The organism is Streptomyces sp. 2131.1 (assembly GCF_900105515.1).
GTDB classification, from domain to species: Bacteria; Actinomycetota; Actinomycetes; order Streptomycetales; family Streptomycetaceae; genus Streptomyces; species Streptomyces drozdowiczii.
Map to the genome: position 1 here is coordinate 4,457,162 of NZ_FNSY01000001.1, position 24,931 is coordinate 4,482,092.

Sequence of the window (24,931 nt, forward strand, 5' to 3'; positions counted from 1 at the left end):
GATACCCCCACACGCGCCGAAGAGGGGGGCTCCAGGTGCGCGCGGGCCCCCCGTCGCATAGGGTTGACGGCTGCCCAGTGCACGTCAGAAGGGGGCCTCGGTGGCCGCGCAGGATGCCGCTGTCGATTCGCTGCGGGACCGGGAAATCGGTGTCGAGCAGGAACATCTCGACCGGGTGTACCACCGCCTCGAGGAGAAGATCCACGAGGCGGAATTTCTCATGGACGACGCCGTCAAGCGCGGCCAGGTCGGAACCCCGGGGGCGCTCGCCGAGCGCGACGCCCAGGTGTTCCGCGCCGGAATCCACCTCAACCGGCTCAACAGCGAGTTCGAGGACTTCCTCTTCGGGAGGATCGACCTCCTGCTCGGCAAGGACGGCGAACGCGGCCCGGACGGCGCGTACACCTCCGTCGAGCCCGCCGACGACGTCGTGCGCGAGGACGACACCGCGGACATCGCCGAGACGCTGCACATCGGCCGGATCGGGGTCCTCGACTCCGACTACGCGCCGCTCGTCATCGACTGGCGGGCCCCGGCCGCGGCGCCGTTCTACCGCTCGACGCCCAAGGAGCCGGGCCGGGTGGTCCGCCGCCGCGTCATCCGCTCCAAGGGCCGCCGGGTCCTCGGCGTCGAGGACGACCTGATGCGCCCCGAGCTGACCGCGTACCTGGACGGCGAGAAGCTCCCGGTCGTCGGCGACGGCGCCCTGATGGCCGCGCTCGGACAGGCCCGCAGCCACACCATGCGGGACATCGTCTCGTCCATCCAGGCCGAGCAGGACCTCGTCATCCGGGCGCCCGCCGCCTCCGTCACCGAGGTCTCCGGCGGCCCCGGCACCGGCAAGACCGCGGTCGCCCTGCACCGCGCCGCGTACCTGCTCTACCAGGACCGGCGGCGGTACGCGGGCGGCATCCTCGTCGTCTCGCCGACGCCGCTGCTGGTCGCGTACACCGAGGGCGTGCTGCCCTCGCTCGGCGAGGAGGGCCAGGTCGCGATCCGCGCGGTCGGCTCGCTTTCCGACGACGCGGCGGGCCCCGAGGGCGCCACCGCTTACGACGAGCCGGCCGTCGCCCGGATCAAGGGCTCCTCGCGGATGCTCCCGGTCCTCCGCAAGGCGGCCCGCGGCGCGCTGGAGCAGCCCGCGCCCCGGACGGCCGCCTCCGCCGGGGGGCAGCTGGAGTTCGGCGAGGCCGATGAGGCGCCGCAGCGGCCGGCCGGCACGCCCACCCGGCTGCGCGTGGTCGCCTTCGGCGCCCGGGTCGAGCTCCTGGAGGACGAGCTGCGGCGCATCCGCAACAACGTCCTCGGCGGGACCGCCCCGGTCAACCTGCTGCGCCCGCGCGCCCGCAGGCTGCTGCTCGACGCGCTGTGGAACCGCTCCTCGGGCCGGGGCCGCTACACGGACCCGGAGCTGGCCGCCGAGCTGCGGTCGTCGTTCGACGAGGACGTGTCGACGGAGACCCCGTTCATCGAGTTCCTGGACGCCTGGTGGCCCGAGCTGACCCCGCGCGGGGTGCTCGCCGCGATGGCCGACGAGAAGCGGCTCGCCCGGTGGGCGCGGCGCACGCTCAACCAGGGCGAGGTGCGCCGGCTCGCGCGCTCCCTCAAGCGCCTGGACGCCGCCGGACAGGGTCCGCTCTCCGTGCACGACGTGGCGATCCTGGACGAGCTCCAGACGCTGCTCGGCACCCCGAGCCGCCCCAGGCGCAAGCGCGAGGCGGACCCGCTGGACCAGCTCACCGGCCTGGAGGAGCTGATGCCCCGGCGCGAGGAGACCCAGTGGGAGCGCGCCGAGCGGCTCGCCGCCGAGCGCACCGAGTACGCCCACGTCATCGTCGACGAGGCGCAGGACCTCACGCCCATGCAGTGGCGGATGGTCGGCCGCCGCGGCCGGCACGCCACCTGGACGATCGTCGGGGACCCGGCGCAGTCCTCCTGGTCCGACCCGGACGAGGCGGCCGCCGCCCGCGACGAGGCCCTGGGCAGCCGTCCCCGCCGCAACTTCACGCTGACCGTCAACTACCGCAACCCGGCCGAGATCGCCGAGCTGGCCGCGAAGGTGCTGGCCCTCGCTATGCCCGGCATGGAGTCCCCGGCAGCCGTCCGCTCCACGGGCGTGGTCCCGCGCTTCGAGACGGTGCGGGACGACGACCTGGCCGGGACCGTGCGCGAGGAGGCGCGGCGGCTGCTCGCCGAGGTGGACGGCACGGTCGGCGTCGTCGTGGCGATGAACCGGCGCGCCCAGGCCCGCGAGTGGCTCGCGGAGCTGGGGGACCGGGTGGTGGCGCTGGGCTCCCTGGAGGCGAAGGGCCTGGAGTACGACGCCACGGTGGTCGTCTCGCCGGCGGAGATCGCGGACGAGTCCCCGGCCGGGCTGCGGGTGCTGTACGTGGCGCTGACCCGGGCGACCCAGCAGCTCACGGTGGTCTCGGGGGAGCGGGACCTGCCGGACGCGGACGGGGTGCCGGACCTGCTCAGGGACTGAGGGGGGAGGGGCGCGCGGGGGTCGTTTTTGGTCAACCCGCGCTGCGGGAATCACTTTTCCAGGTGGTTTGTTAGCCTGGTATCGGCACCGGCTCGATCCAAGCCCCCGGGCCCAACCTTAGTCGCTTCGAGCGACCACTTGCCGCGAGGCGAGCATGGCGGGCCGGTGTCGTGAACTGCAGAGGAGGCCCGCGTCACCACTGGTGGCGCGGGCCTCTTCGCGTTTCCCGGACGGCCGTCGGGGGTTCCGCTGCGCCGCTCTCTCTCGTATGGTGGAAAACAGTTTCCGCGCTGCGACAGTCATTAACGACTACTCGTCAGTAGGTGCGAATATCGGAAGGCGTGTCCGCTGCGGGGCCTGCTCGGCTTCGGACGCGCGTAGCAATGAAGCTAAGGAAAGCGAAGGACTCGGCCATGGCAACGGCGCCCAGCGTCTCGTACTCGATGACGGTCAGGCTGGAGGTGCCCGCGAGCGGCACCGCGGTCTCCCAGCTCACCACCGCCGTGGAGTCCTCCGGCGGTTCGGTCACCGGCCTCGACGTGACCGCTTCCGGCCACGAGAAGCTGCGGATCGACGTCACGATCGCCGCCTCCTCCACCGCGCACGCCGACGAGATCGTCGAGGGGCTGCGGGGCATCGACGGCGTCGTGCTCGGCAAGGTCTCCGACCGTACGTTCCTCATGCACCTCGGCGGCAAGATCGAGATGGCGTCCAAGCACCCCATCCGCAACCGTGACGACCTCTCGATGATCTACACCCCCGGCGTGGCCCGCGTCTGCATGGCCATCGCCGAGAATCCCGAGGACGCACGCCGCCTCACCATCAAGCGCAACTCCGTCGCAGTCGTGACGGACGGCTCCGCGGTGCTCGGCCTCGGCAACATCGGCCCGAAGGCCGCGCTGCCCGTCATGGAGGGCAAGGCGGCCCTCTTCAAGCGCTTCGCCGGCATCGACGCCTGGCCGATCTGCCTGGACACCCAGGACACCGACGCCATCGTCGAGATCGTCAAGGCGATCGCGCCGGGCTTCGCCGGGATCAACCTGGAGGACATCTCCGCGCCGCGCTGCTTCGAGATCGAGGCCCGGCTGCGCGAGGCCCTGGACATCCCCGTCTTCCACGACGACCAGCACGGCACCGCCATCGTCGTCCTGGCCTCGCTGACCAACGCCCTGCGGGTGGTGGGCAAGGCCATCGGCGACGTGCGGGTCGTCATGTCCGGCGCCGGCGCGGCCGGTACGGCCATCCTGAAGCTCCTCATCGCCGCGGGCGTCAAGCACGCCGTCGTCGCCGACATCCACGGCGTCGTGCACTCCGGCCGCGAGGACCTGCGCTCGGCCGACCCGGACTCGCCGCTGTGCTGGATCGCGGACAACACCAACCCGGAGAACATCACCGGCACCCTCAAGGAGGCCGTGGTCGGCGCCGACGTCTTCATCGGCGTCTCCGCCCCCAACGTGCTGGACGGGGACGACGTGGCGGCCATGGCGGACGGCGCGATCGTGTTCGCGCTCGCGAATCCGGACCCCGAGGTGGACCCGGCGATCGCCCGCCGCACCGCCGCGGTCGTCGCCACCGGCCGCTCGGACTTCCCGAACCAGATCAACAACGTGCTGGTCTTCCCCGGCGTCTTCCGCGGCCTGCTCGACGCCCAGTCGCGCACCGTCAACACGGACATGATGCTCGCCGCCGCCCGCGCCCTCGCCGACGTCGTCGCCGAGGACGAGGTGAACGCGAACTACATCATCCCGTCGGTCTTCAACGACAAGGTCGCCGGTGCGGTCGCGGGAGCCGTCCGGGACGCCGCGCGCGCCGCCGGCGCCACTGTGACGGGGCCCACGTCCGCCTGACGTACGGCGCGTCGCGGGTCGCGGCGCCCCAAACGCCCCTTTAGGGTGGGCGGGCGACGCGTCCCGCAGAGCCCCGCACCCGCTGCGGACCGCTTTGGGGGAGCCGACGGGACGTCACCACGAAGAGGCAGTGGTGCTTTCCGCACGGCTCCCTGAGGGTCCCGGATTGGCTTTACCGCCGCAGGTGGGGGCAGGATGCTTCCTCAAGGACTACGTCCAGGGGAGACCCCACAGGGCGCGAGGTCTACCGGACCCTCTCAAGGGCAGACCCGGGTACGGGCACTGTCCGAGGGCCCTGGCAGCATCGCCTTCGATCTCACGCCTCACAGGCAAGAAGAACACGGGAGTAACAACATGAACCGCAGTGAGCTGGTGGCCGCCCTGGCCGACCGTGCCGAGGTGACCCGCAAGGACGCCGACGCCGTGCTGGCCGCTCTCGCCGAGACCGTCGGTGAGATCGTCGCCAAGGGCGACGAGAAGGTCACCATTCCCGGTTTCCTGACCTTCGAGCGCACCCACCGTGCCGCTCGCACCGCTCGTAACCCGCAGACCGGCGACCCGATCAACATCCCGGCCGGCTACAGCGTGAAGGTCTCCGCGGGCTCCAAGCTCAAGGAAGCCGCCAAGGGCAAGTAAGACCCCTGGGCACGGCGAAGGGCGGCCACCCCGACCAAGGGGTGGCCGCCCTTCGGCATTCGGCCCGCCGGAAGCCCTCTGCGGGCCTGTGGCGGGCTGCGGCGTGTCCCGGGGCCCCAGTTGGGCCCGGCGCCCCGGGACGGCGCCGCTCAGACCAGCGAGCCGCCCGGCAGCTCCACCTTCGCGCCGAGCTTCTCCAGCTTGTCCATGAAGTTCTCGTAGCCCCGGTTGATCAGGTCGATGCCGTGCACCCGGGAGGTGCCCTGTGCCGCGAGGGCGGCGATCAGGTACGAGAAGCCGCCGCGCAGGTCCGGGATGACCAGGTCCGCGCCCTGGAGCTTCGTGGGCCCGGAGACGACCGCGGAGTGCAGGAAGTTGCGCTGGCCGAAGCGGCAGTCCGAGCCGCCCAGGCACTCGCGGTACAGCTGGATGTGCGCGCCCATCTGGTTCAGCGCGGAGGTGAAGCCGAGCCGGGACTCGTACACCGTCTCGTGGACGATGGAGAGGCCGGCGGCCTGCGTCAGCGCGACCACCAGCGGCTGCTGCCAGTCAGTCTGGAAGCCGGGATGCACGTCCGTCTCCAGCGCGATGGCGCTGAGCGCGCCGCCGGGGTGCCAGAAGCGGATGCCCTCGTCGTCGATCTCGAACGCGCCGCCGACCTTGCGGTAGGTGTTCAGGAACGTCATCATCGAGCGCTGCTGGGCGCCCCGGACGTAGATGTTGCCCTCGGTGGCCAGCGCCGCGGACGCCCAGGAGGCGGCCTCCAGGCGGTCCGGGAGGGCCCGGTGGGTGTAACCGTCGAGGCGGTCGACACCGGTGATCCGGATGGTCCGGTCGGTGTCCATCGAGATGATCGCGCCCATTTTCTGCAGGACGCAGATCAGGTCCTCGATCTCCGGCTCCACGGCCGCGTTGGACAGCTCCGTGACGCCCTCGGCGAGCACCGCGGTCAGCAGCACCTGCTCGGTGGAGCCCACCGACGGGTACGGCAGCCGGATCTTGGTGCCGCGCAGCCGCTGCGGGGCCTCCAGGTACTGCCCGTCCGCCCGCTTCTCGATGGTCGCGCCGAACTGGCGGAGCACGTCGAAGTGGAAGTCGATCGGCCGGCCGCCGATGTCGCAGCCGCCGAGGCCGGGGATGAACGCGTGGCCCAGCCGGTGCAGCAGCGGGCCGCAGAACAGGATCGGGATGCGCGAGGAGCCGGCGTGCGCGTCGATGTCGGCGACGTTGGCGCTCTCGACGTGGGTGGGGTCCAGGACCAGTTCGCCGGGCTCGTCGCCGGGGCGGACCGTCACACCGTGCAGCTGGAGCAGTCCGCGCACGACCCGGACGTCACGGATGTCGGGCACGTTGCGCAGCCGGCTGGGCCCGCTGCCGAGCAGCGCGGCGACCATCGCCTTGGGCACCAGGTTCTTGGCGCCTCGGACGCGGATCTCGCCCTCCAGCGGGGTTCCGCCGTGGACAAGCAGGACATCGTCTGTGCCGGTCATGAATCTCGCGTTCCGGAGTGGTCGGGCAGGGGGCCAAGACGAAAGGGTAATGGCCCCGCACCCCCCTTCCGTAAGGGAACGGGGGGAGTACGAACGTCATGAATCCGCCACAACACGCTCTGCTGCGCGGGACTCGCGGAGGGTCACCGTCCGGACGGCCCGGCCGGATGTGCGCTCCTCATGCACCCGTGCGCCCTGAGCTGCGCTCGGGCACCGAGCGCGACGACCACGTCACATGGCCCCCGCACCGGGCGAAGATGCGGGATCATTTCTGCCATGACCGAGGTGTCCTCGCTCACAGGGCGGCTGCTCGTGGCCGCGCCCGCCCTGGCGGACCCGAACTTCGACCGCGCGGTCGTGCTGCTCCTCGACCACGACGAGGAGGGCTCCCTCGGCGTGGTCCTCAACCGGCCGACCCCGGTGGGCGTCGTGGACATCCTGACGGCCTGGGCCGGTCTGACCGGTGAGCCGGAGGTCGTCTTCCAGGGCGGTCCGGTCTCGCTGGACTCCGCCCTCGGGGTCGCGGTGATCCCCGGCGGCGAGGGGCCCCTGGGCTGGCGGCGGGTGTACGGGGCGATCGGCCTGGTGGACCTGGAGGCGCCGCCCGAGCTGCTGGCGGCGGCCATGGGCTCGCTGCGGATCTTCGCGGGGTACGCGGGCTGGGGGCCCGGGCAGCTGGAGCGCGAGCTGTCCGAAGGCGCCTGGTACGTCGTGGAATCGGAACCCGGCGACGTGTCCTCGCCGCGCCCGGAGGGCCTGTGGCGTGCGGTCCTGCGCCGGCAGCGCAGCGAACTGGCCATGATCGCCACGTATCCGGACGACCCTTCGCTGAACTGATGTCCCGTTCTTCAGTACGCTTGGCGGTTATGAGCACTCTTGAGCCCGAGCGCGGGGCAGGTACCGGAACCCTCGTGGAGCCGACGCCGCAGGTGTCGAACGGCGACGGCGACCACGAGCGCTACGCCCATTACGTCCAGAAGGACAAGATCATGGCGAGTGCCCTGGAGGGCACCCCCGTGGTCGCACTGTGCGGCAAGGTCTGGGTACCGGGGCGCGACCCCAAGAAGTACCCGGTCTGCCCGATGTGCAAGGAGATCTACGAGTCCATGGGCGCCGGCGGCGGCGACAAGGACAAGGGCGGCAAGGACAAGAAGTAGAGGCGCCCGGTACCACCCCCGGCTGAGGCTTGGGAGACCCCCGGGGCACGCGTCCGCGTGCCCCGGGGGTTTTTCGCGTGCCGTTGCACGGGCTGCTCCGCCAGGTCACGGAGTGGTGCAGACGTGGTGCAGACCACTTGTCGCCGCCCCCGACCCCACCTACTCTCCTGCCTGTTGTGCAGAACGAAACGAGCGTTGCGCATGTTGCAACGCCTACCGGTAGGGGTTCCCGGATGAAGCTTTCTGCCCGAATCGCCGCCCCGGCCGCGGCGCTCGTCCTGGCGGGCCTGACGGCCACCGCCTGCGCGCCGCAGACCTCCGACACCGGAGCCAAGGGGGACGAGAAGACCGGCACGCTACGGGTCTGGCTGTTCCAGGAGGTCGGCAACAAGCCCAAGGAGAAGGTCGTCGACACCGCGGTCGCCGCCTTCCGGAAGGCGCACGACGGCGCGAAGGTCGAGATCGAGTACATCCCCGTCGAGACCCGCGCCCAGCGCGTCAAGGCCGCCTTCAACGACCCGAAGAGCGCCCCCGACCTCATCGAGTACGGCAACACCGACACCGCCGGGTACGTGAAGGACGGCGGACTCGCCGACATCACCTCCGAGTTCGGCGCCTGGGCCGACGCCAAGGACACCGACCCGGCGGCCAGGCAGTCCGTCACGGTCGACGGCAAGGTCTACGGGGCCCCGCTCTTCGTCGGCGTACGCGCGCTCTACTACCGCACCGACGTCTTCGCGGACCTGGGCATCCAGCCGCCCAAGTCCCAGGCCGAACTGATCTCCACCGCCAAGAAGATCCACAAGAGGAAGCCGGACCTGTACGGGCTCGCGGTCGGCGGCGCCTACACCTACGGCGCTATGCCGTTCATCTGGGCCAACGGCGGCGAACTGGCGGACCGGGACGGCTCCTCGTACAAGGCGGCCATCAACAGCGCGAAGGCCCGCAAGGGCATCGAGGCCTACACCTCGCTCTTCGGCGCCGGCAACTGCCCGCCCGCCAAGTGCGCGGCCATGGGCGGCAACGCCACCGTCACCGCCTTCGCCTCCGGCAAGGCCGCCATGGCCATCGGCGGCGACTTCAGCCACACCGCCGTCGAGGACGGCAGCGTCAAGGGCAAGTACGCGGTCGTGCCGCTGCCCGGCGTCACCGAGGGGTCCATCGCCCCCGCGTTCGCGGGCGGCAACAACATCGGCGTGCTCAGGAGCAGCAGCCACCGCACCCTCGCCGTCGACCTGATGAAGAAGCTGACCGGCAAGGCGTCCCAGGCGCGGATGTTCGACGCGATGGGCTTCCTGCCGACCTACAGCGACGTGCGCGCCGACGCCGCGAAGCGCGAGCCGTTCGTCGAACCCTTCGTCAAGACGCTCGGTGCCGGGGCCAAGTTCGTCCCCGCCTCGCCGGCCTGGGGGCAGATCGACTCCTCGCTGATCCTGCCCACGATGTTCCAGGAGATCGTCAGCGGCCGTAAGGACGTGGCGAAGGCCTCGGACGACGCCGCGAAGAAGATGGACGCGGCGTTCGCCGACGCGGGCTGACGATGACCGTGAACAGCACGGCGTACAAAACACGCCCCGCCTCCGCCCCGCGCCGCCGCCCCGCCTCACCGGCCCGGCGGCCGGGCTGGACCCCCTGGCTCTACCTGCTGCCCGCGCTGGTCCTGCTCGGCGGGCTGCTGGTCTACCCGATCTACCAGCTCGGCCTGATCTCCTTCCTGGAGTACACCCAGGCCCAGGTCAGCGGCGGCGAACCGGCCACCTTCCAGGGCTTCGGCAACTACTCCGCCCTCTTCGGCGACAGCCAGTTCTGGCAGGTCCTGTCCGCCACCGTGGTCTTCGCCGCCGCCTGCGTCCTGGCCACCCTGCTCGTCGGCTGCGCGCTCGCCGTCCTGCTGACCCGGATACGGGCGGTGCCCCGGCTCGCCCTGATGCTGGGTGCGCTCGGCGCGTGGGCGACCCCCGCGATCACCGGGTCGACGGTCTGGGTCTTCCTGTTCGACGCCGACTTCGGGCCCGTCAACCGGATCCTCGGGCTCGGCGACCACTCGTGGACGTACGGGCGCTACAGCGCCTTCGCGCTGGTGCTCCTCGAAGTCCTGTGGTGCTCGTTCCCATTCGTGATGGTCACCGTGTACGCGGGCATCCGGGCCATCCCCACCGAAGTCCTTGAGGCGGCCGCGCTGGACGGGGCCTCGCAGTGGCGGATCTGGCGGTCCGTCACGGCACCGATGCTGCGGCCGATCCTCACCGTCGTCACCATCCAGTCGGTCATCTGGGACTTCAAGGTGTTCACCCAGATCTACGTCATGACCAACGGCGGCGGGATCGCCGGACAGAACCTGGTGCTCAACGTGTACGCGTACCAGAAGGCGTTCGCCTCCTCGCAGTACAGCCTCGGCTCCGCGATCGGCGTCGTGATGCTGCTCATCCTGCTCGCCGTCACGCTCGTGTACCTGCGTCTCGTACGCCGCCAGGGGGAGGAACTTTGAGCCTGACCGTACGCCGGCCCGGCCGGCTGGTCGCCGAGGCGGCCGCCCTGCTCATCGCCGCCGCCGTCGCCTTCCCGCTGTACTGGATGGTGCTCTCCGCCCTCAAGCCGTCGGGCGAGATCCAGTCCACGCACCCCAGGCCCTGGACCCTGTCGCCGTCCCTGGACTCGTTCCGCCGGGTCTTCGAGCAGCAGGACTTCGGGCGCTACTTCCTCAACAGCCTGCTCGTCGCCGGGACGGTCGTCGTCGCCTCCGCGCTCATCGCGTTCCTGGCGGCCACCGCCGTCACCCGGTTCCGGTTCCGCTTCCGGACCACGCTGCTGATCATGTTCCTGGTCGCGCAGATGGTGCCGGTCGAGGCGCTGACCATCCCGCTGTTCTTCCTGATGCGGGACTTCGGCCAGCTGAACACCCTCGGCTCGCTGATCCTGCCGCACCTCGCCTTCTCGCTGCCGTTCGCGATCTGGATGCTGCGCGGCTTCGTACGGGCCGTGCCGGAGGCCCTGGAGGAGGCCGCGTACATCGACGGGGCGAGCCGCACCCGCTTCCTGTGGCAGATCCTCTTCCCGCTGGTCCTCCCCGGCCTCGTGGCCACCAGCGTCTTCTCGTTCATCTCCACCTGGAACGACTTCCTCTTCGCGAAGTCGTTCATCATCAGCGACACCTCCCGGTCGACGCTCCCGATGGCGCTGCTGGTCTTCTTCAAACCCGACGAGAACGACTGGGGCGGGATCATGGCAGCCTCGACGGTGATGACCGTGCCCGTGCTGGTCTTCTTCGTACTCGTACAGCGACGCCTTGTCTCCGGACTCGGCGGAGCGGTTAAGGACTGACGTCATGAACATGGATCTGATCCCGGCCCCCGCGCGCGCCGGTGACCGGGGGCACCGCGGATTCGTGCTGGACGAGTCCACCACCGTCGTGGCGGACCCCGGCACCGGGACCACCGAGCGCTGGCTGCGTGCCACCCTGGGCGCCGCGTTCGGCCTGTCCCTCGCCCCCGGCGCCGAGGGCGCCCCGCGCGCCGTCGTGCTGCGCACCGACGACACCCTGCCGCCCGAGGGCTACCGGCTGGCCACCACGCCCGACGAGGCCGTCGTGATCACCGGCGGCAGCCCGGCCGGGGTGTTCTGGGGCGCCCAGACCCTGCGCCAGTTGCTGGGCCCCGAGGCGTTCCGCCGGGCGCCCGTGGGCGGGGCCGCCGTCCACGGCTTCGGGGCCACCGACATCGAGGACGCGCCCCGCTTCGGCTGGCGCGGCCTGATGCTCGACGTGGCACGGCACTTCATGCCCAAGGACGACGTCCTGCGCTACCTCGACCTGCTCGCCGCGCACAAGCTGAACGTCTTCCACTTCCACCTCAGCGACGACCAGGGCTGGCGCGTCGAGATCAAGCGGTACCCCCGCCTCACCGAGGTCGGCGCCTGGCGCCCCCGTACCAAGTACGGACACCGGGCATCCGAGCTCTGGGACGAGACTCCGCACGGCGGTTACTACACCCAGGACGACATCCGCGAGATCGTCGCCTACGCCGCCGCCCGGCACATCCGGGTCGTCCCCGAGATCGACATCCCCGGCCACTCGCAGGCCGCGATCAGCGCCTACCCGGAGCTGGGCAACACCGACGTCGTCGACACCTCGGCGCTCGGCGTCTGGGACAACTGGGGCGTCACACCGAACGTCCTGGCACCCACCGACCACGTCCTGCGGTTCTACGAGGGCGTCTTCGAGGAGCTCCTCGAACTCTTCCCGCCGGAGACCTCGCCGTTCGTCCACGTCGGCGGCGACGAGTGCCCCAAGGACCAGTGGAAGCAGTCGCCCGCCGCGCAGGCCCGCATGAAGGAACTCGGCCTGGCCGACGAGGACGAGCTCCAGTCCTGGTTCATCCGCCACTTCGACACCTGGCTCACCGAGCGCGGCCGCCGCCTCATCGGCTGGGACGAGATCCTGGAGGGCGGCCTCGCGCCCGGCGCCGCCGTCTCCTCCTGGCGCGGTTACGCGGGCGGCATCGCGGCCGCCGAGGCCGGCCACGACGTCGTCATGTGCCCGGAGCAGCAGGTCTATCTGGACCACCGTCAGCACGGCGGCCCCGACGAGCCGATGCCCATCGGGTACGTCCGCACCCTGGAGGACGTCTACCGCTTCGAACCCGTTCCACCGACGCTGAGCGAGGAGGCCGCCCGGCACGTCCTGGGCGCCCAGGCCAACGTGTGGACCGAGGTCATGCAGAACCGCTCCCGCGTCGACTACCAGGTCTTCCCGCGCCTCGCCGCCTTCGCCGAGGTCGCCTGGTCGGCCCTGCCCGCCCCGGCCGAGCGGGACTTCGCCGGTTTCGAACGCCGCATGAGCGTGCACTACGCCCGCCTCGACGCGCTCGGCGTCGGTTACCGGCCGCCGGCCGGACCGCTGCCCTGGCAGCAGCGCCCCGGCATCCTCGGACGCCCGATCGACGGGGCACCCCCGAACGTGTGAGCCCGGCCCCGACCCGCTCTCCCGCCACCACGGCCCCTGGGACCGTGGTGGCGGCGGCGTTTCCCGACTGCCTTTCCTGGCAAGGGAGAAAGCCGTACGGAGATGCGTAAGACCGGCAAAGGGTGCTCACCGCCGAACCGGCGTGAAAACGGGACCATTATCCTGAACGTCGACGGATACACCCTTCGCGGACCTGCGCGTCGGGCCGGTCGGAAGATGTGCCAGAGTTGCCACGTCCGGGCTTCGAGCACGTACCGTACGGCGAAACAGGCGGGAGCGCCGGGACACCGGGAAGGGGCAGCTGGGTTGACCACGCACGCACCGCAGGCGACGCAGTCCGTGACGCTGCCTGCCTCGCTGGACGAGGCGGTGGCGGCACTCGGCGCCATGCCGGCCGCCGTCCCCGTGGCAGGCGGCACGGACCTGATGTCGGCCGTCAACAAGGGGCTCCTGCGCCCCTCCGGTCTGGTCGGACTCGGCCGGATCAGCGAGCTGCGCGGCTGGCACTACCAGGACGGGCACGCCCTGCTGGGCGCCGGTCTGACCCACGCCCGCATGGGGCGGCCCGACTTCGCCGCCCTCATCCCCGCGCTCGCCGCGTCCGCCCGCGCCGCGGGCCCCCCGCAGATCCGCAACGCCGGCACGCTCGGCGGCAACATCGCGTCCGCCGCCCCGACCGGGGACGCGCTGCCCGTGCTCGCCGCGCTGGAGGCCGAACTCGTCATCGCGGGCCCCGGCGGCGCCCGCCGCGAGATCCCCGTCTCCCACCTGCTGGCCGGCCGCGAGATGCTGGAGCCCGCCGAGCTGATCGGCTTCGTCCGCGTCCCGCTGCTGCACGCCCCGCAGGTCTTCCTCAAGGCCACCGGCCGCACCGGACCCGGCCGCGCCACCGCCTCCGTCGCGATCGTCCTGGACCCGGCCCGGCGCGGGGTGCGCTGCGCGGTCGGCGCCATCGCGCCGATGCCGCTGCGCCCGCTGGAGGCCGAGCGCTGGATCGCCTCGCTGATCGACTGGGACGGGGCGCGCGGCCTCGCCCCCGACGCGCTGGCCGCGTTCGGCGAGTACGTCGCCGCCGCCTGCATCCCGGACCAGGAACCACCCGCCGACGGGGGAGAGGCGCCACCGCTGCCCCCCGCCGTACTGCACCTGCGGCGCACCGTCGCCGCGCTCGCCCGACGCGCGCTGGGGAGGGCACTGTCGTGAGCAAGGAGAACCCCGCCGATCAGCACGGCGGCTGGCAGCCGACCCCGCAGGGCGGCGACTACGACGGCGAGGCGACCGCCTTCGTCCACCTGCCGCCGGAGGACCTGGCGGACATCCCGCTGGCCGCGCCCGGGCACGGCTACACGCCGCCGATGATCCTGCCGCTGACCCCGGCCGCCGGTCTCGACCCGGCCGCCACCGGCAACTGGGTCGTCCAGACACCGGAACAGCAGCCGGAACAGCAGCCGGAACAGCGGACCGGGCAGCCCGAGCACTCCGCGCCCGACGAGGTGCACTGGCCCGACCCGAACCAGCAGTCCGGCTACGGCTACCCGCACCCCGCGGCGCAGCCGTACCAGGACCCGTACGCCGGTGACCCGGCCGCCACGGGCCAGTGGTCCACCGACACCACGGCGTCCTGGCCGGCCGCGGCCGCCCCGCTCTCGGACGACTCCGGCGAGCTGTACACCGCCCCGCCCGTGTCCGACTGGTACGCGGACCGTCCGGCCACGCTTCCCGGCGGCGCGCCCGCGCCGTGGGCGGTGGCCGAGCCCGCCCCCGAGCCGGGTCCGGAGGCGTCGGCGGACGTCGCCGAGCCCGCCCCCGAGCCGGGTCCGGAGGCGTCGGCGGACGTCGCCGAGAGCGCTCCCGAGCCGGCACCGCACGACGGCGACCAGCCTGCCCCGGCCGCCGAGTCGGACGCGGAGGCCGCCGGCCAGGAGGTCCCCCGCCAGGAGGCCCCCCTCCCGGAGACCGCCGAGCCCGGCGCCGACCCCGTGGCGGAACCGTCCGAGGACACCGCCGAGCCCGTGGCCGAGCCGCACGAGGCGGCGGAGCCCGGCACGGGGGCCTTCCACCCGGAGCCGGCGCACACCGACGGCCCCCACCCCGGCACCGGGCACGAAGCGGACCCCGGCACGGAGGCCCCCGAGGCCCCCGAGGCATCCGGGGTTCCCGAGGCATCCGTTCCCGACGCGCAGGACGCGCCCCTCGCCGTCATGCCCGAGGGCCCCAGCGAGCACCCCGCCGCCTCGTACGTCCTGCACGTCAACGGCGTCGACCGCCCCGTCACCGACGCGTGGATCGGCGAGTCCCTGCTCTACGTGCTGCGCGAGCGCCTCGGTCTCGCCGGGGCCAAGGACGGCTGCTCGCAGGGCGAGTGCGGCGCGTGCAACGTCCAGGTGGACGGGCGGCTCGTCGCGTCCTGCCTGGTGCCCGCGGCCACGACCGCCGGCAGCGAGGTCCGTACGGTCGAGGGCCTGGCCGTCGACGGCGAACCCTCCGACGTGCAGCGGGCGCTGGCGGACTGCGGTGCCGTGCAGTGCGGCTTCTGCATCCCCGGCATGGCGATGACCGTCCACGACCTCCTGGAGGGCAACCACCGCCCCAGCGAGCTGGAGACCCGTCGGGCCCTGTGCGGCAACCTCTGCCGGTGCTCCGGCTACCGGGGCGTGCTGGACGCCGTCAACGAGGTCATCGCGGGCCGCGAGGCCGCCGCCGAAGCCGCCGCCGAGGCGACCGGTCCGGAGGAGCCGGAGGAGGCCCGCATCCCGCACCAGGCGGGCCCGGGCGCCGGTAGTGTGCAGGCCCAGCAGCAGGACGGAGGCATGGCGTGAGCAACGACGCGGCCGGCGCCACCCACACGGCGATCAGCATCCCGTCGCCGGCCGGTCCGGGCGGACCCGAGACCGAGCAGCCGCGGCTCGGCATCGGTGCCTCGCTCCCGCCGGCCGACGCCCGCGCCAAGACCGAGGGCACCTTCCCGTACGCCGCCGACCTGTGGGCCGAGGGCCTGCTCTGGGCGGCCGTCCTGCGCTCCCCGCACGCGCACGCCCGCATCGTGTCCATCGACACCTCGGCCGCCGCCGAGATGCCCGGCGTACGGGCGGTCGTCACCCACGAGGACGTCCCCGGCGAGAGGATGTACGGCCGCAGGGTCGTCGACCGTCCCGTCTTCGCCTCCGACCTGGTCCGACACCACGGCGAGCCGATCGCCGCCGTCGCCGCCGACCACCCCGACACCGCCCGGCTGGCCGCCGCCGCCATCGCCGTCGAGTACGAGGTGCTGGAAGCGGTCACCGACCCGGAGAAGGCGTTCGCCGCCGAGCCGCTGCACCCCGACGGCAACCTCATCCGCCACATCCCGCTGCGCTACGGCGACCCGGAGGCGGCCGGCGAGGTCGTCGTCGAGGGCCTGTACCGCATCGGCCGCCAGGACCCCGCCCCGATCGGCGCCGAGGCCGGGCTCGCCGTGCCCCGGCCGGACGGCGGCGTCGAGCTGTACACCGCCTCCACGGACCCGCACACCGACCGCGACCTGGCCGCCGCCTGCTTCGGCCTCGAACCGGAGCGGGTCAAGGTCGTCGTCACCGGGGTGCCCGGCGCGACCGGCGACCGCGAGGACCCCGGATTCCAGCTGCCGCTCGGCCTGCTCGCCCTGCGCACCGGCTGCCCGGTCAAGCTGGCCGCCACCCGCGAGGAGTCCTTCCTCGGCCACGCCCACCGCCATCCCACCCTGCTGCGCTACCGTCACCACGCGGACGCGGAGGGCCGCCTGGTCAAGGTGGAGGCCCAGATCCTGCTGGACGCGGGCGCCTACGCGGACTCCTCCTCGGAGTCGCTGGCCGCCGCGGTCGCCTTCGCCTGCGGCCCGTACGTCGTCCCGCACGCCTTCATCGAGGGCTGGGCCGTCCGTACGAACAACCCGCCCTCAGGCCATGTCCGGGGCGAGGGCGCGATGCAGGTCTGCGCCGCATACGAGGGCCAGATGGACAAGCTGGCCGCGAAGCTCGCCATCGACCCGGCCGAGCTGCGCATGCGCAACGTGCTGGCCACCGGTGACATCCTGCCCACCGGCCAGACCGTGACCTGCCCCGCGCCCGTCGCCGAACTGCTCACCGCTGTACGGGACTTCCCGCTGCCCTCGCTGCCCAAGGACGCCCCGGAGGACGACTGGCTGCTGCCGGGCGGCCCCGAGGGCGCGGGCGAACCGGGCGCGGTGCGCAGGGGCGTCGGCTACGCGCTCGGCATGGTCCACATGCTCGGCGCGGAGGGCGCCGACGAGGTGTCCACGGCCACGGTCCGGGTCCACGACTCGGTCGCCACCGTCATCTGCGCGGCCGTCGAGACCGGCCAGGGCTTCTCCACGCTGGCCCGCCAGGTCGTCCAGGAGACCCTGGGCGTCGAGGAGGTGCACGTCGCCTCCGTCGACACCGACCAGCCCCCCGCCGGCCCGGCTACCCACGGCCGCCACACCTGGGTCTCCGCCGGCGCCGTCGAACGGGCCGCGAAGATGGTCCGCACCCAGCTCCTCCAGCCCCTGGCGCACAAGTTCGGCATGTCCACGGAGCTGCTCCAGATCGCCGACGGCAAGATCACCTCGTACGACGGGGTGCTCTCCACGACCGTGTCGGAGGAGCTGGACGGCAAGGAGCTGTGGGCCACCGCGCAGTGCCGCCCGCACCCCACCGAACCGCTGGACGAGTCCGGGCAGGGCGACGCCTTCGTGGGCATGGCGTTCTGCGCGGTCCGCGCGGTGGTGGACGTCGACATCGAGCTGGGCTCGGTCCGCGTCGTCGAGATGGCGGTCGCCCAGGACGTCGGCCGCGTCCTCAACCCGTCCCAGCTGGCGACCCGTATCGAGGCGGGCGTCACCCAGGGCATCGGCGCCGCCCTCACCGAGAACCTCCGCACCGCCCGCGGCCTGGTCCGCCACCCCGACCTCACCGGCTACGCCCTGCCGACCTCGCTGGACGCGCCGGAGATCCGCATCGTGAAGCTCGTCGAGGAGCGCGACGTGGTGGCCCCGTTCGGCGCGAAGCCCGCCTCCGCGGTGCCCGTCGTGACCTCCCCGGCCGCGGTCGCGGCGGCGGTCCGCGCGGCGACGGGCCGCCCGGTCAACCGCCTCCCCATCCGCCCGCAGGCGGCGGTCGCGGCGCCGAAGGGCTGAGACGGCCCGCACACGACACCGCCCGCCCCTCCGAGTGAGGGGCGGGCGGTGGTGTCCGGAGACCGTGACCGGATTCGAACCGGTGTAACTCGAGTTGCAGTCGAGCCCCTGAGCCTCTCGGGCACACGGTCCTGCGTGGTGTCGCTGAACCGACCGTAGGCCCGGCCGCGCGGGCCGCTCAAGGGTTCCGGGGGCCGTGCAACGCGACTGCCATACGCCGTTCACGATCGGGGCGGCGGGCGTAGGACCAACGGACGAGGCCGGGGCCGACCGCCGACAGGGTTCATCAGGCGTTTCGCCCCTTACTCTTGGCTCATGACCGCCCTGGAACCGCGCGACGCCGATGTCCCGCGCCTCATTGAAGACGTCGACGCCCCCGCCGCGGCGGGGCCCGTGCTGCCGGAGGGCATTCTCGGGCGGACCTACCGGGCGCTCAGCATCGGCATCGTCTCCGTGGTGTTCCTGATCGCCTTCGAGGCCACCGCCGTGGGGACCGCGATGCCGGTCGCCGCGCGGGAGCTGGACGGCATCGCGCTGTACGCGTTCGCGTTCTCCGGGTACTTCACCACCAGCCTCTTCGCGATGGTGCTGTCCGGGCAGTGGGCCGACCGGCGGGGCCCGCTCGCTCCGCTGGCCGCCGGGATCAGCGCCTTCGGGGCGGGGCTGCTGCTGTCAGGGACCGCGGGCTCCATGTGGATGTTCATCGCGGGCCGCGCCGTGCAGGGGCTCGGCGGCGGGCTGGTGATCGTCGCGCTGTACGTGGTGATCAGCCGCGCCTACCCGGAGCACCTGCGGCCGGGAATCCTGGCCGCGTTCGCCGCGAGCTGGGTCATCCCCTCGGTCGTCGGGCCGCTGGCCGCCGGAAGCGTCACCGAGCACCTGGGCTGGCGCTGGGTCTTCATCGGCATCCCGGCCCTGATCGTCTTCCCGCTGGCGCTCGCGCTCCCCGAGATTCGGCGCATGGCGTCCGGTCCGGCGGACCCGGAGGCGCCCGTGGAGGCGTACGACCGCCGGCGCATCGTGCTCGCACTCGGCATCTCGCTGGGCGCCGGGCTGCTTCAGTACGCCGGGCAGGAGCGCAACTGGCTCTCCCTGCTGCCGGCCGCCGCCGGGGCCGCCCTGCTGGTCCCGGCGGTCCGGGGTCTGCTGCCCCCGGGCACGGCGCGCGCGGGGCGGGGGCTGCCCGCGGTGGTCCTGCTGCGCGGGGTGGCCGCCGGGTCGTTCATCGCCGCCGAGTCGTTCGTCCCGCTGATGCTGGTCACCGAGCGCGGCATGTCCCCGACGCTGGCGGGCCTCTCGCTGGCCGCGGGCGGCGGCACCTGGGCGCTGGGCTCCTACGTACAGTCCCGGCCCCGCCTTGAACCGCACCGCGAGCCCCTGATGGTCGGGGCCATGGTCCTGGTCGCGCTGTCCATCGCGGCGGCCCCGGCCGTGCTGATCAGCTCCGTGCCGGTGTGGACCGTGGCGGTCGCCTGGGCGTTCGGCTGCTTCGGCATGGGCGTGGTGATCGCCTCCACCAGTGTGCTGCTCATGAAGCTGTCCGCCCCCGAGGAGGCCGGTGCCAACTCGGCCGCGCTCCAGATCTCCGACGGCCTCTCCAACGTCCTCCTGCTGGCCGCCGGCGGTGCCGCGTTCGCGGCCCTCGGCGGCGGCGCGGTGGACGCCACGCACGAGGCGGCGGAGACCGCCGCGTCCACCTCCCACCCCGGCGCCTTCGCGGTGGTCTTCTTCCCGATGGCCGCGGTCGCCCTGGCGGGCGCGTGGGTGGCGGGACGGGTGCGGGAACGGTAAGTGGTACCAGTTTGGCCCCATGTGGTGGTACCGTTTTGGTATGGCTATGAACCTGCGTCTCCGTGACGACCAGACCGAGGCCCTCAAGCAGCGTGCCGAGCAGGAGGGCACGAGCATGCACGCCATACTGCTCAAGGCCGTGGACGACTATCTGGCCCGGACCGCTCAGCAGGCCATCGTCCGTCGCACGGCGCAGGAGCAGGCGGCCAAGTGGAGCGAGCTCATGGAGCGGCTCAAGTGAGCTGTGTCTACCTGAGCTCCGAGGACATCCTCGTCATCGCCGAGCACGCCTGCCCCGACATGCAGATCGTGCTCCGCGACGGCGGCCTCCTGGAGTCGGCGGCCCACCGGCCGTCGGCCGCCATGTTCGGCCAGGAGGCGTACCCGGACGTCCTCGGCAAGGCGGCCGCGCTTCTTCAGTCCCTGGCGGTCAACCACCCGTTCTTCGACGGCAACAAGCGCACCGCCTGGCTGTCCTGTGTCACCTTCCTCGCCATGAACGGGGTCGAGCCGCGCCCCGACATCGACGCGGCGGAACGCCTGGTCATCGCGGTCGCGACGGGTGAGACGGACGACGTGAAGGCCATCGCCCAGGGGCTGCGCGACCTGGTGGCCGCCCCCGTGTGAGAGCCGTCGCAATTCCGTGCGGGGTGGTGCGGTACGCGGCGGTGCGGGGCGGTCGCCCCGGTAGGGTGGCCCGGTTGTCGTATCGCGTGCGGTGCCGGTCCGGCCCGCGCGGGCAGCGCCCACGTACCCGAGAGACCCGAACCGGAGACCGTGACTACTACCGCCTCCCACCACCTCTCACCCGCCTTCCCCGGCCGCGCCCCCTGGGGCACGGCCGGCAAGCTGCGAGCCTGGCAGCAGGGGGCCATGGAGAAGTACATCCAGGAGCAGCCGCGCGACTTCCTCGCCGTCGCCACCCCCGGCGCCGGGAAGACCACCTTCGCGCTGACCCTCGCGTCCTGGCTGCTGCACCACCACGTCGTGCAGCAGGTCACCGTCGTCGCGCCCACCGAGCACCTGAAGAAGCAGTGGGCCGAGGCGGCCGCCCGGATAGGGATCAAGCTCGACCCCGACTACAGCGCCGGTCCGCTGAGCAAGGAGTACCACGGGGTCGCCGTCACCTACGCGGGCGTCGGCGTACGCCCGATGCTGCACCGCAACCGCTGCGAGCAGCGCAAGACCCTCGTCATCCTCGACGAGATCCACCACGCCGGTGACTCCAAGTCCTGGGGCGAGGCCTGCCAGGAGGCGTTCGACCCCGCCACCCGGCGGCTCGCGCTCACCGGTACGCCGTTCCGGTCGGACACCAACCCGATCCCGTTCGTCGTGTACGAGGAGGGCAACGACGGCATCCGCCGCTCCTCCGCCGACTACACCTACGGCTACGGCAATGCCCTGGCCGACGGCGTCGTGCGCCCGGTGATATTCCTCAGCTACAGCGGCAACATGCGCTGGCGCACCAAGGCGGGCGACGAGATCGCGGCCCGGCTCGGCGAGCCGATGACCAAGGACGCCATCGGCCAGGCCTGGCGCACCGCCCTCTCGCCCACCGGCGACTGGATCCCCAACGTGCTCAGCGCCGCCGACAAGCGGCTCACCGAGGTCCGCAAGGGCATCCCGGACGCGGGCGGGCTCGTCATCGCCACGGACCAGGAGTCGGCACGCGCGTACGCCAAGATCCTCAAGAAGGTCACCGGCGAATCGGCCACCGTCGTCCTCTCCGACGAGAAGGCCGCCTCGAAGAAGATCGACAAGTTCAGCGAGGACGACTCGCGCTGGATGGTCGCGGTCCGCATGGTGTCCGAGGGCGTCGACGTGCCGCGCCTGGCCGTCGGCGTGTACGCCACCACCATCTCGACCCCGCTGTTCTTCGCCCAGGCCGTCGGCCGCTTCGTGCGCTCCCGCAGGCGCGGCGAGACCGCGTCCGTCTTCGTGCCCACCATCCCGATGCTCCTCGACTTCGCCAACGAGATGGAGGTCGAGCGGGACCACGTCCTCGACAAGCCCAAGAAGGGCAGCGACGAGGAGAACCCGTTCGCCGAGGAGGACAAGCTCCTCGCCGACGCCGAGAAGCTTGAGGACGAGGAGACCGAGGAGCAGCTGCCCTTCGAGGCGCTGGAGTCCGACGCCGTCTTCGACCGGGTGCTCTACGACGGCGCCGAGTTCGGCATGCAGGCCCACCCCGGCAGCGAGGAGGAGCAGGACTACCTCGGCATCCCCGGGCTCCTCGAACCCGACCAGGTGCAGCTGCTGCTCCAGAAGCGGCAGACCCGGCAGATCGCGCACAGCAGGCAGAAACCCGCCTCGGAGGCCGACCTGCTGGAGAAGCCGGCCCAGGACAGGCCGGTCGTCACCCACAAGCAGCTGCTCGGCCTGCGCAAGCAGCTGAACACCATGGTCTCCGCCTACACCCACCAGAGCGGCAAGCCGCACGGCGTCATCCACACCGAGCTGCGCCGGGTCTGCGGCGGGCCGCCGAGCGCGGAGGCCACCGCCGGGCAGATCGAGCAGCGGATCAAGAAGGTCCAGGAGTGGGCCACCCGTATGCGGTGACCGACCCGACGTACGGCACCACAGGCCCCGGCACCCTCCTCGCGAGGGGGCCGGGGCCTCGTCGATCCGGTGTTCGGACGAAAAAATTTTCACGGTGAGTTAACCGTGGTTCACATACGGACTACGGAGCGTCGCGGACGAGTCGGCCGACATGGACGCGCGTAGATGTGACCGGAACCGTTCGCGCGCCGCTGACCGGCACTTATGCGCGCCCGGCGCAACCCGGTTTCCGGAGGCGACCGGATTCTGGACGAGGTCTTCCGCTGAGCGGACTCGCTCGCTACTGTCCCAAAAATGTGAACGCCCCGTGGCAATGTGGCCGCGGAGCGCAGCCGGTGCCTTGGCCAGGCCGGCGGCCTCTCCGTGCGTCGCCCCGGGACGGGTGGCGCACATCCCACGGGACAGCCGCCGCCGCTCACCCATGGAGGGAGAGGGCGTCGTGACCGCGGAAACCTCCCAGACGCTCGACCGGGGACTTCGCGTCCTCAAACTGCTCGCCGACACCGACCACGGTCTGACGGTCACCGAGTTGTCCAACAAACTCGGCGTCAACCGCACCGTGGTCTACCGTCTGCTCGCCACGCTGGAACAACACACCTTGATCCGGCGCGACTTGGGCGGCCGGGCGAGGGTCGGTCTCGGCGTGCTGCGCCTGGGCCGCCAGGTCCATCCGCTCGTACGGGAGGCCGCGCTGCCGGCACTGCGCTCGCTGGCCGAGGACATCGGGGCCACCGCCCACCTCACGCTGGTCGACGGCTCGGACGCGCTGGCGGTCGCGGTCGTCGAACCGACCTGGACCGACTACCACGTGGCCTACCGCGCGGGCTTCCGCCACCCGCTGGACCGGGGCGCCGCCGGCCGGGCGATTCTCGCCGCCCGCCGGAAGCCGGTCGGTGAGACCGCCTTCACCCTCACCCACGGCGAACTCGAAGCCGGCGCGAGCGGCGCGGCGGCGGCCCTGATGGGCGTGACCGGCGTGGAGGGCAGTGTCGGCGTGGTCATGCTGGCGGACTCCGTCCCGGAACGCGTGGGGCCGCGGGTGATCGATGCGGCCCGTGAGGTCGCTGACGCGCTTCGCTGACGCGGTGCGCCACGGGGGCCGTCCCGCCCGGCCATGCCCAGCCCGGACGGGCTGGACTGCCCGGACGGCCCGGTCCGGGGCGCCGGACGTTAGATTGGGCGCGTGTTCACACCGCCCCGCGCCCTCGCCCTCGCCGCCCTCCCCGTCGTGGCCCTCCTCGGCGTAGCCGCCTTCGCGCCGCTGCCGTTCACGCTCGCGCAGCCGGGGACGACCGCGAACGTGCTGGGGGACGACCACGGCACCCCCGTGATCAGCATCAAGGGCGCCCCGACCCGCCCCACCGAGGGCGAGCTGCGGATGACGACGATCGTGGCGACGGGCCCCAAGGAGGACGTCGGCATCGGGGACGTCGTCGACAGCTGGTTCCGTACGGACCGGGCCGTGCTGCCCCACGACTCCGTCTACCCGACGGGCGGCTCCGAGAAGGAGATCGAGCAGCACAACCTGGACGACATGACGAAGTCCCAGGACGCCGCCGCGGACGCCGCGCTGAACTACCTGGGCCTGGGGCCCGGTTCCGTCGACATCACCCTGCACCTGGCGGACGTGGGCGGTCCCAGCGCCGGACTGTTCTTCGCGCTGGGGATCGTCGACAAGCTGGACGGCGACGGTTCGGGCGGTGACCTCACCGGCGGCCGCACCGTCGCGGGCACGGGCACGATCGACGCGGACGGCGGCGTCGGCGCGGTGGGCGGGGTCTCGCTCAAGACGCAGGCTGCCCGGAGGGACGGGGCGACCGTCTTCCTCGTACCGAAGGCGGAGTGCTCGGAGGCGAAGTCCGAACTGCCGAAGGGGCTGCGCCTGATCCCGGTCACGACGCTGAAGGACGCGGTGAACTCGCTGCGCGCCCTGGACCGGGGCGGCAAGGTCCCCAGCTGCTGAGCTGCTGAGCTGCTGAGCTGCTGAGCTGCGGGCCGTCAGACGGCGCGAGGGGCGCCGGCCGGGCGGCCGGAACCGGCGGGAAGCACGCGCATGCCCACCTCGACGATGGTCCAGCCCAGCCTGTTCCGCAGCTTCCTGCGCAGGGCGGTGCGGCGGGCGAGGCGGAGCTCGCGGACGTGGAGGCGCATCTCGGGGGAGTGGACGCGGTACGGGGCGAGGTGGGTCTCGGGGTTCATGGCGATCGTTCCCTTCAGTCGGTGCGGCGCGGGAAGACGTGCAGGTGGGTGCGGACGACGGCGGAGCCCTCGGTGCCCTCGGGCACGCGTCCGCGGTACGTGTCGATCAGCTCGTGGACCTTCTCGGCGAGTTCGCGGGAGAGCTCGGGCGTGAGCCGGATCTTGAAGTCGCTGAGACTCGAGCCCTCGTACCACTCGCGGGACCACTCGTGCATCGTGCCCAGCCAGGTGCTCAGCTCCTGGGCGTGGATCGTCGCCACCTCGTGGAGGACGACGCCCATGGCGCCGCGTACCTCGGGGTCGGCGTCGTGCATCAGCTCGGAGTCGAAGGCGGTGCCGGCGTGGGAAGCCCGCCACCAGCGCTCGCGGCCCTTGCCGAGCGTCGGGTCGTCCTCGACGAAGCCGTACGAGGCCAGCTGCCGCAGGTGGTAGCTGGTGGCACCGCTGGATTCGCCGAGCCGCTCGGCGACGCCGGACGCGGTGGCGGGGCCGTGCTCCCGCAGGGCGTTGAGCAGGCGGATCCGCAGGGGGTGGGCGAGCCCGCGCAGGGCGCGGGCGTCGATGCGGAGGAAATCGAGCTCGGCTGCCGTCGCGCTGTGGTCGTCGTTGTGCGGTTCGTTCGGTGACATGGCTCCACCGTAGAGTTGCAAAGAGA

The 24,931-nt window shown here is 72.3% G+C and carries 21 protein-coding genes and 1 tRNA gene; 18 read left to right on the forward strand and 4 right to left on the reverse strand.

The window, feature by feature from the left end:
- The first annotated feature begins 100 nt into the window (after positions 1–100).
- From BLW14_RS20025 to BLW14_RS20035, 3 genes are all read left to right on the forward strand, one after another.
- Positions 101–2,485: a HelD family protein gene (locus BLW14_RS20025; protein WP_093708608.1), complete on the forward strand. Its 2,385-nt coding sequence runs from the start codon at positions 101–103 to the stop codon at positions 2,483–2,485.
- A gap of 413 nt (positions 2,486–2,898) precedes the next feature.
- The gene (locus BLW14_RS20030) at positions 2,899–4,332 is read left to right on the forward strand and encodes an NAD-dependent malic enzyme (protein ID WP_093708609.1); all 1,434 of its coding nucleotides are present in this window, start codon (positions 2,899–2,901) and stop codon (positions 4,330–4,332) included.
- Between the two features lie 354 nt (positions 4,333–4,686).
- Positions 4,687–4,968 (forward strand): HU family DNA-binding protein, encoded by a 282-nt coding sequence (locus tag BLW14_RS20035; RefSeq protein ID WP_003968811.1) that lies wholly within the window; start codon positions 4,687–4,689, stop codon positions 4,966–4,968.
- A 149-nt stretch (positions 4,969–5,117) separates the two neighbouring features.
- Here BLW14_RS20035 and murA read toward each other — a convergent pair whose 3' ends face one another.
- Positions 5,118–6,458 (reverse strand): UDP-N-acetylglucosamine 1-carboxyvinyltransferase, encoded by a 1,341-nt coding sequence (gene murA, locus BLW14_RS20040; RefSeq protein WP_093708610.1) that lies wholly within the window; start codon positions 6,456–6,458, stop codon positions 5,118–5,120.
- Between the two features lie 276 nt (positions 6,459–6,734).
- Here murA and BLW14_RS20045 point away from each other — a divergent pair, with 276 nt between their 5' ends.
- From BLW14_RS20045 to BLW14_RS20085, 9 genes are all read left to right on the forward strand, one after another.
- The gene (locus BLW14_RS20045) at positions 6,735–7,295 is read left to right on the forward strand and encodes a YqgE/AlgH family protein (protein ID WP_093708611.1); all 561 of its coding nucleotides are present in this window, start codon (positions 6,735–6,737) and stop codon (positions 7,293–7,295) included.
- A gap of 29 nt (positions 7,296–7,324) precedes the next feature.
- Positions 7,325–7,615: a DUF3039 domain-containing protein gene (locus BLW14_RS20050; protein ID WP_026242631.1), complete on the forward strand. Its 291-nt coding sequence runs from the start codon at positions 7,325–7,327 to the stop codon at positions 7,613–7,615.
- 233 nt (positions 7,616–7,848) lie between these two features.
- Complete coding sequence (locus BLW14_RS20055) at positions 7,849–9,153, forward strand: extracellular solute-binding protein (RefSeq protein WP_093708612.1); 1,305 nt, start codon at positions 7,849–7,851, stop codon at positions 9,151–9,153.
- A gap of 2 nt (positions 9,154–9,155) precedes the next feature.
- Positions 9,156–10,103, forward strand: a complete 948-nt coding sequence (locus BLW14_RS20060) for a carbohydrate ABC transporter permease (protein ID WP_093708613.1) — start codon at positions 9,156–9,158, stop codon at positions 10,101–10,103.
- Positions 10,100–10,936, forward strand: a complete 837-nt coding sequence (locus BLW14_RS20065; protein WP_093708614.1) for a carbohydrate ABC transporter permease — start codon at positions 10,100–10,102, stop codon at positions 10,934–10,936. The genes BLW14_RS20060 and BLW14_RS20065 overlap by 4 nt, the downstream gene beginning before the upstream one ends.
- Before the next feature lie 4 nt (positions 10,937–10,940).
- A complete protein-coding gene (locus BLW14_RS20070) occupies positions 10,941–12,575 on the forward strand; it encodes a beta-N-acetylhexosaminidase (protein ID WP_093708615.1) in 1,635 nt (544 codons plus the stop codon).
- A 306-nt stretch (positions 12,576–12,881) separates the two neighbouring features.
- Entirely contained in the window at positions 12,882–13,778 is an 897-nt protein-coding gene (locus BLW14_RS20075) for an FAD binding domain-containing protein (RefSeq protein WP_018517908.1), read from the forward strand.
- Entirely contained in the window at positions 13,775–15,394 is a 1,620-nt protein-coding gene (locus tag BLW14_RS20080; RefSeq protein ID WP_093708616.1) for a 2Fe-2S iron-sulfur cluster-binding protein, read from the forward strand. Before BLW14_RS20075 ends, BLW14_RS20080 begins: the two co-directional genes overlap by 4 nt.
- A complete protein-coding gene (locus tag BLW14_RS20085; protein WP_093708617.1) occupies positions 15,391–17,727 on the forward strand; it encodes a xanthine dehydrogenase family protein molybdopterin-binding subunit in 2,337 nt (778 codons plus the stop codon). The genes BLW14_RS20080 and BLW14_RS20085 overlap by 4 nt, the downstream gene beginning before the upstream one ends.
- 59 nt (positions 17,728–17,786) lie before the next feature.
- On the opposite strand, the gene BLW14_RS20090 is transcribed toward BLW14_RS20085, so the two are convergent.
- Positions 17,787–17,858: transfer RNA gene (locus BLW14_RS20090), tRNA-Cys, on the reverse strand.
- A 184-nt stretch (positions 17,859–18,042) separates the two neighbouring features.
- Here BLW14_RS20090 and BLW14_RS20095 point away from each other — a divergent pair.
- The 6 genes from BLW14_RS20095 (at position 18,043) to BLW14_RS20120 (ending at position 24,040) form a co-directional block, all read left to right on the forward strand.
- Positions 18,043–19,518: an MFS transporter gene (locus BLW14_RS20095; protein ID WP_093708618.1), complete on the forward strand. Its 1,476-nt coding sequence runs from the start codon at positions 18,043–18,045 to the stop codon at positions 19,516–19,518.
- A gap of 40 nt (positions 19,519–19,558) precedes the next feature.
- Entirely contained in the window at positions 19,559–19,759 is a 201-nt protein-coding gene (locus tag BLW14_RS20100) for a ribbon-helix-helix protein, CopG family (RefSeq protein WP_093710790.1), read from the forward strand.
- Positions 19,756–20,145 carry a type II toxin-antitoxin system death-on-curing family toxin gene (locus BLW14_RS20105; RefSeq protein WP_093708619.1) on the forward strand — a complete coding sequence of 130 codons (390 nt, stop codon included), beginning with the start codon at positions 19,756–19,758 and terminating at the stop codon, positions 20,143–20,145. The genes BLW14_RS20100 and BLW14_RS20105 overlap by 4 nt, the downstream gene beginning before the upstream one ends.
- A 150-nt stretch (positions 20,146–20,295) precedes the next feature.
- Entirely contained in the window at positions 20,296–22,077 is a 1,782-nt protein-coding gene (locus BLW14_RS20110; RefSeq protein ID WP_093708620.1) for a DEAD/DEAH box helicase, read from the forward strand.
- 439 nt (positions 22,078–22,516) lie between these two features.
- On the forward strand, positions 22,517–23,158 hold the full coding sequence (locus BLW14_RS20115) for an IclR family transcriptional regulator (protein ID WP_018517917.1): 642 nt from the start codon (positions 22,517–22,519) through the stop codon (positions 23,156–23,158).
- Between the two features lie 102 nt (positions 23,159–23,260).
- Positions 23,261–24,040: a S16 family serine protease gene (locus BLW14_RS20120; RefSeq protein WP_093708621.1), complete on the forward strand. Its 780-nt coding sequence runs from the start codon at positions 23,261–23,263 to the stop codon at positions 24,038–24,040.
- A 35-nt stretch (positions 24,041–24,075) separates the two neighbouring features.
- On the opposite strand, the gene BLW14_RS20125 is transcribed toward BLW14_RS20120, so the two are convergent.
- Together BLW14_RS20125 and BLW14_RS20130 are read right to left on the reverse strand one after the other, a co-directional pair.
- Complete coding sequence (locus tag BLW14_RS20125; protein WP_018517919.1) at positions 24,076–24,276, reverse strand: hypothetical protein; 201 nt, start codon at positions 24,274–24,276, stop codon at positions 24,076–24,078.
- Between the two features lie 14 nt (positions 24,277–24,290).
- A complete protein-coding gene (locus BLW14_RS20130; RefSeq protein WP_093708622.1) occupies positions 24,291–24,905 on the reverse strand; it encodes a helix-turn-helix domain-containing protein in 615 nt (204 codons plus the stop codon).
- Positions 24,906–24,931 lie beyond the last annotated feature (26 nt).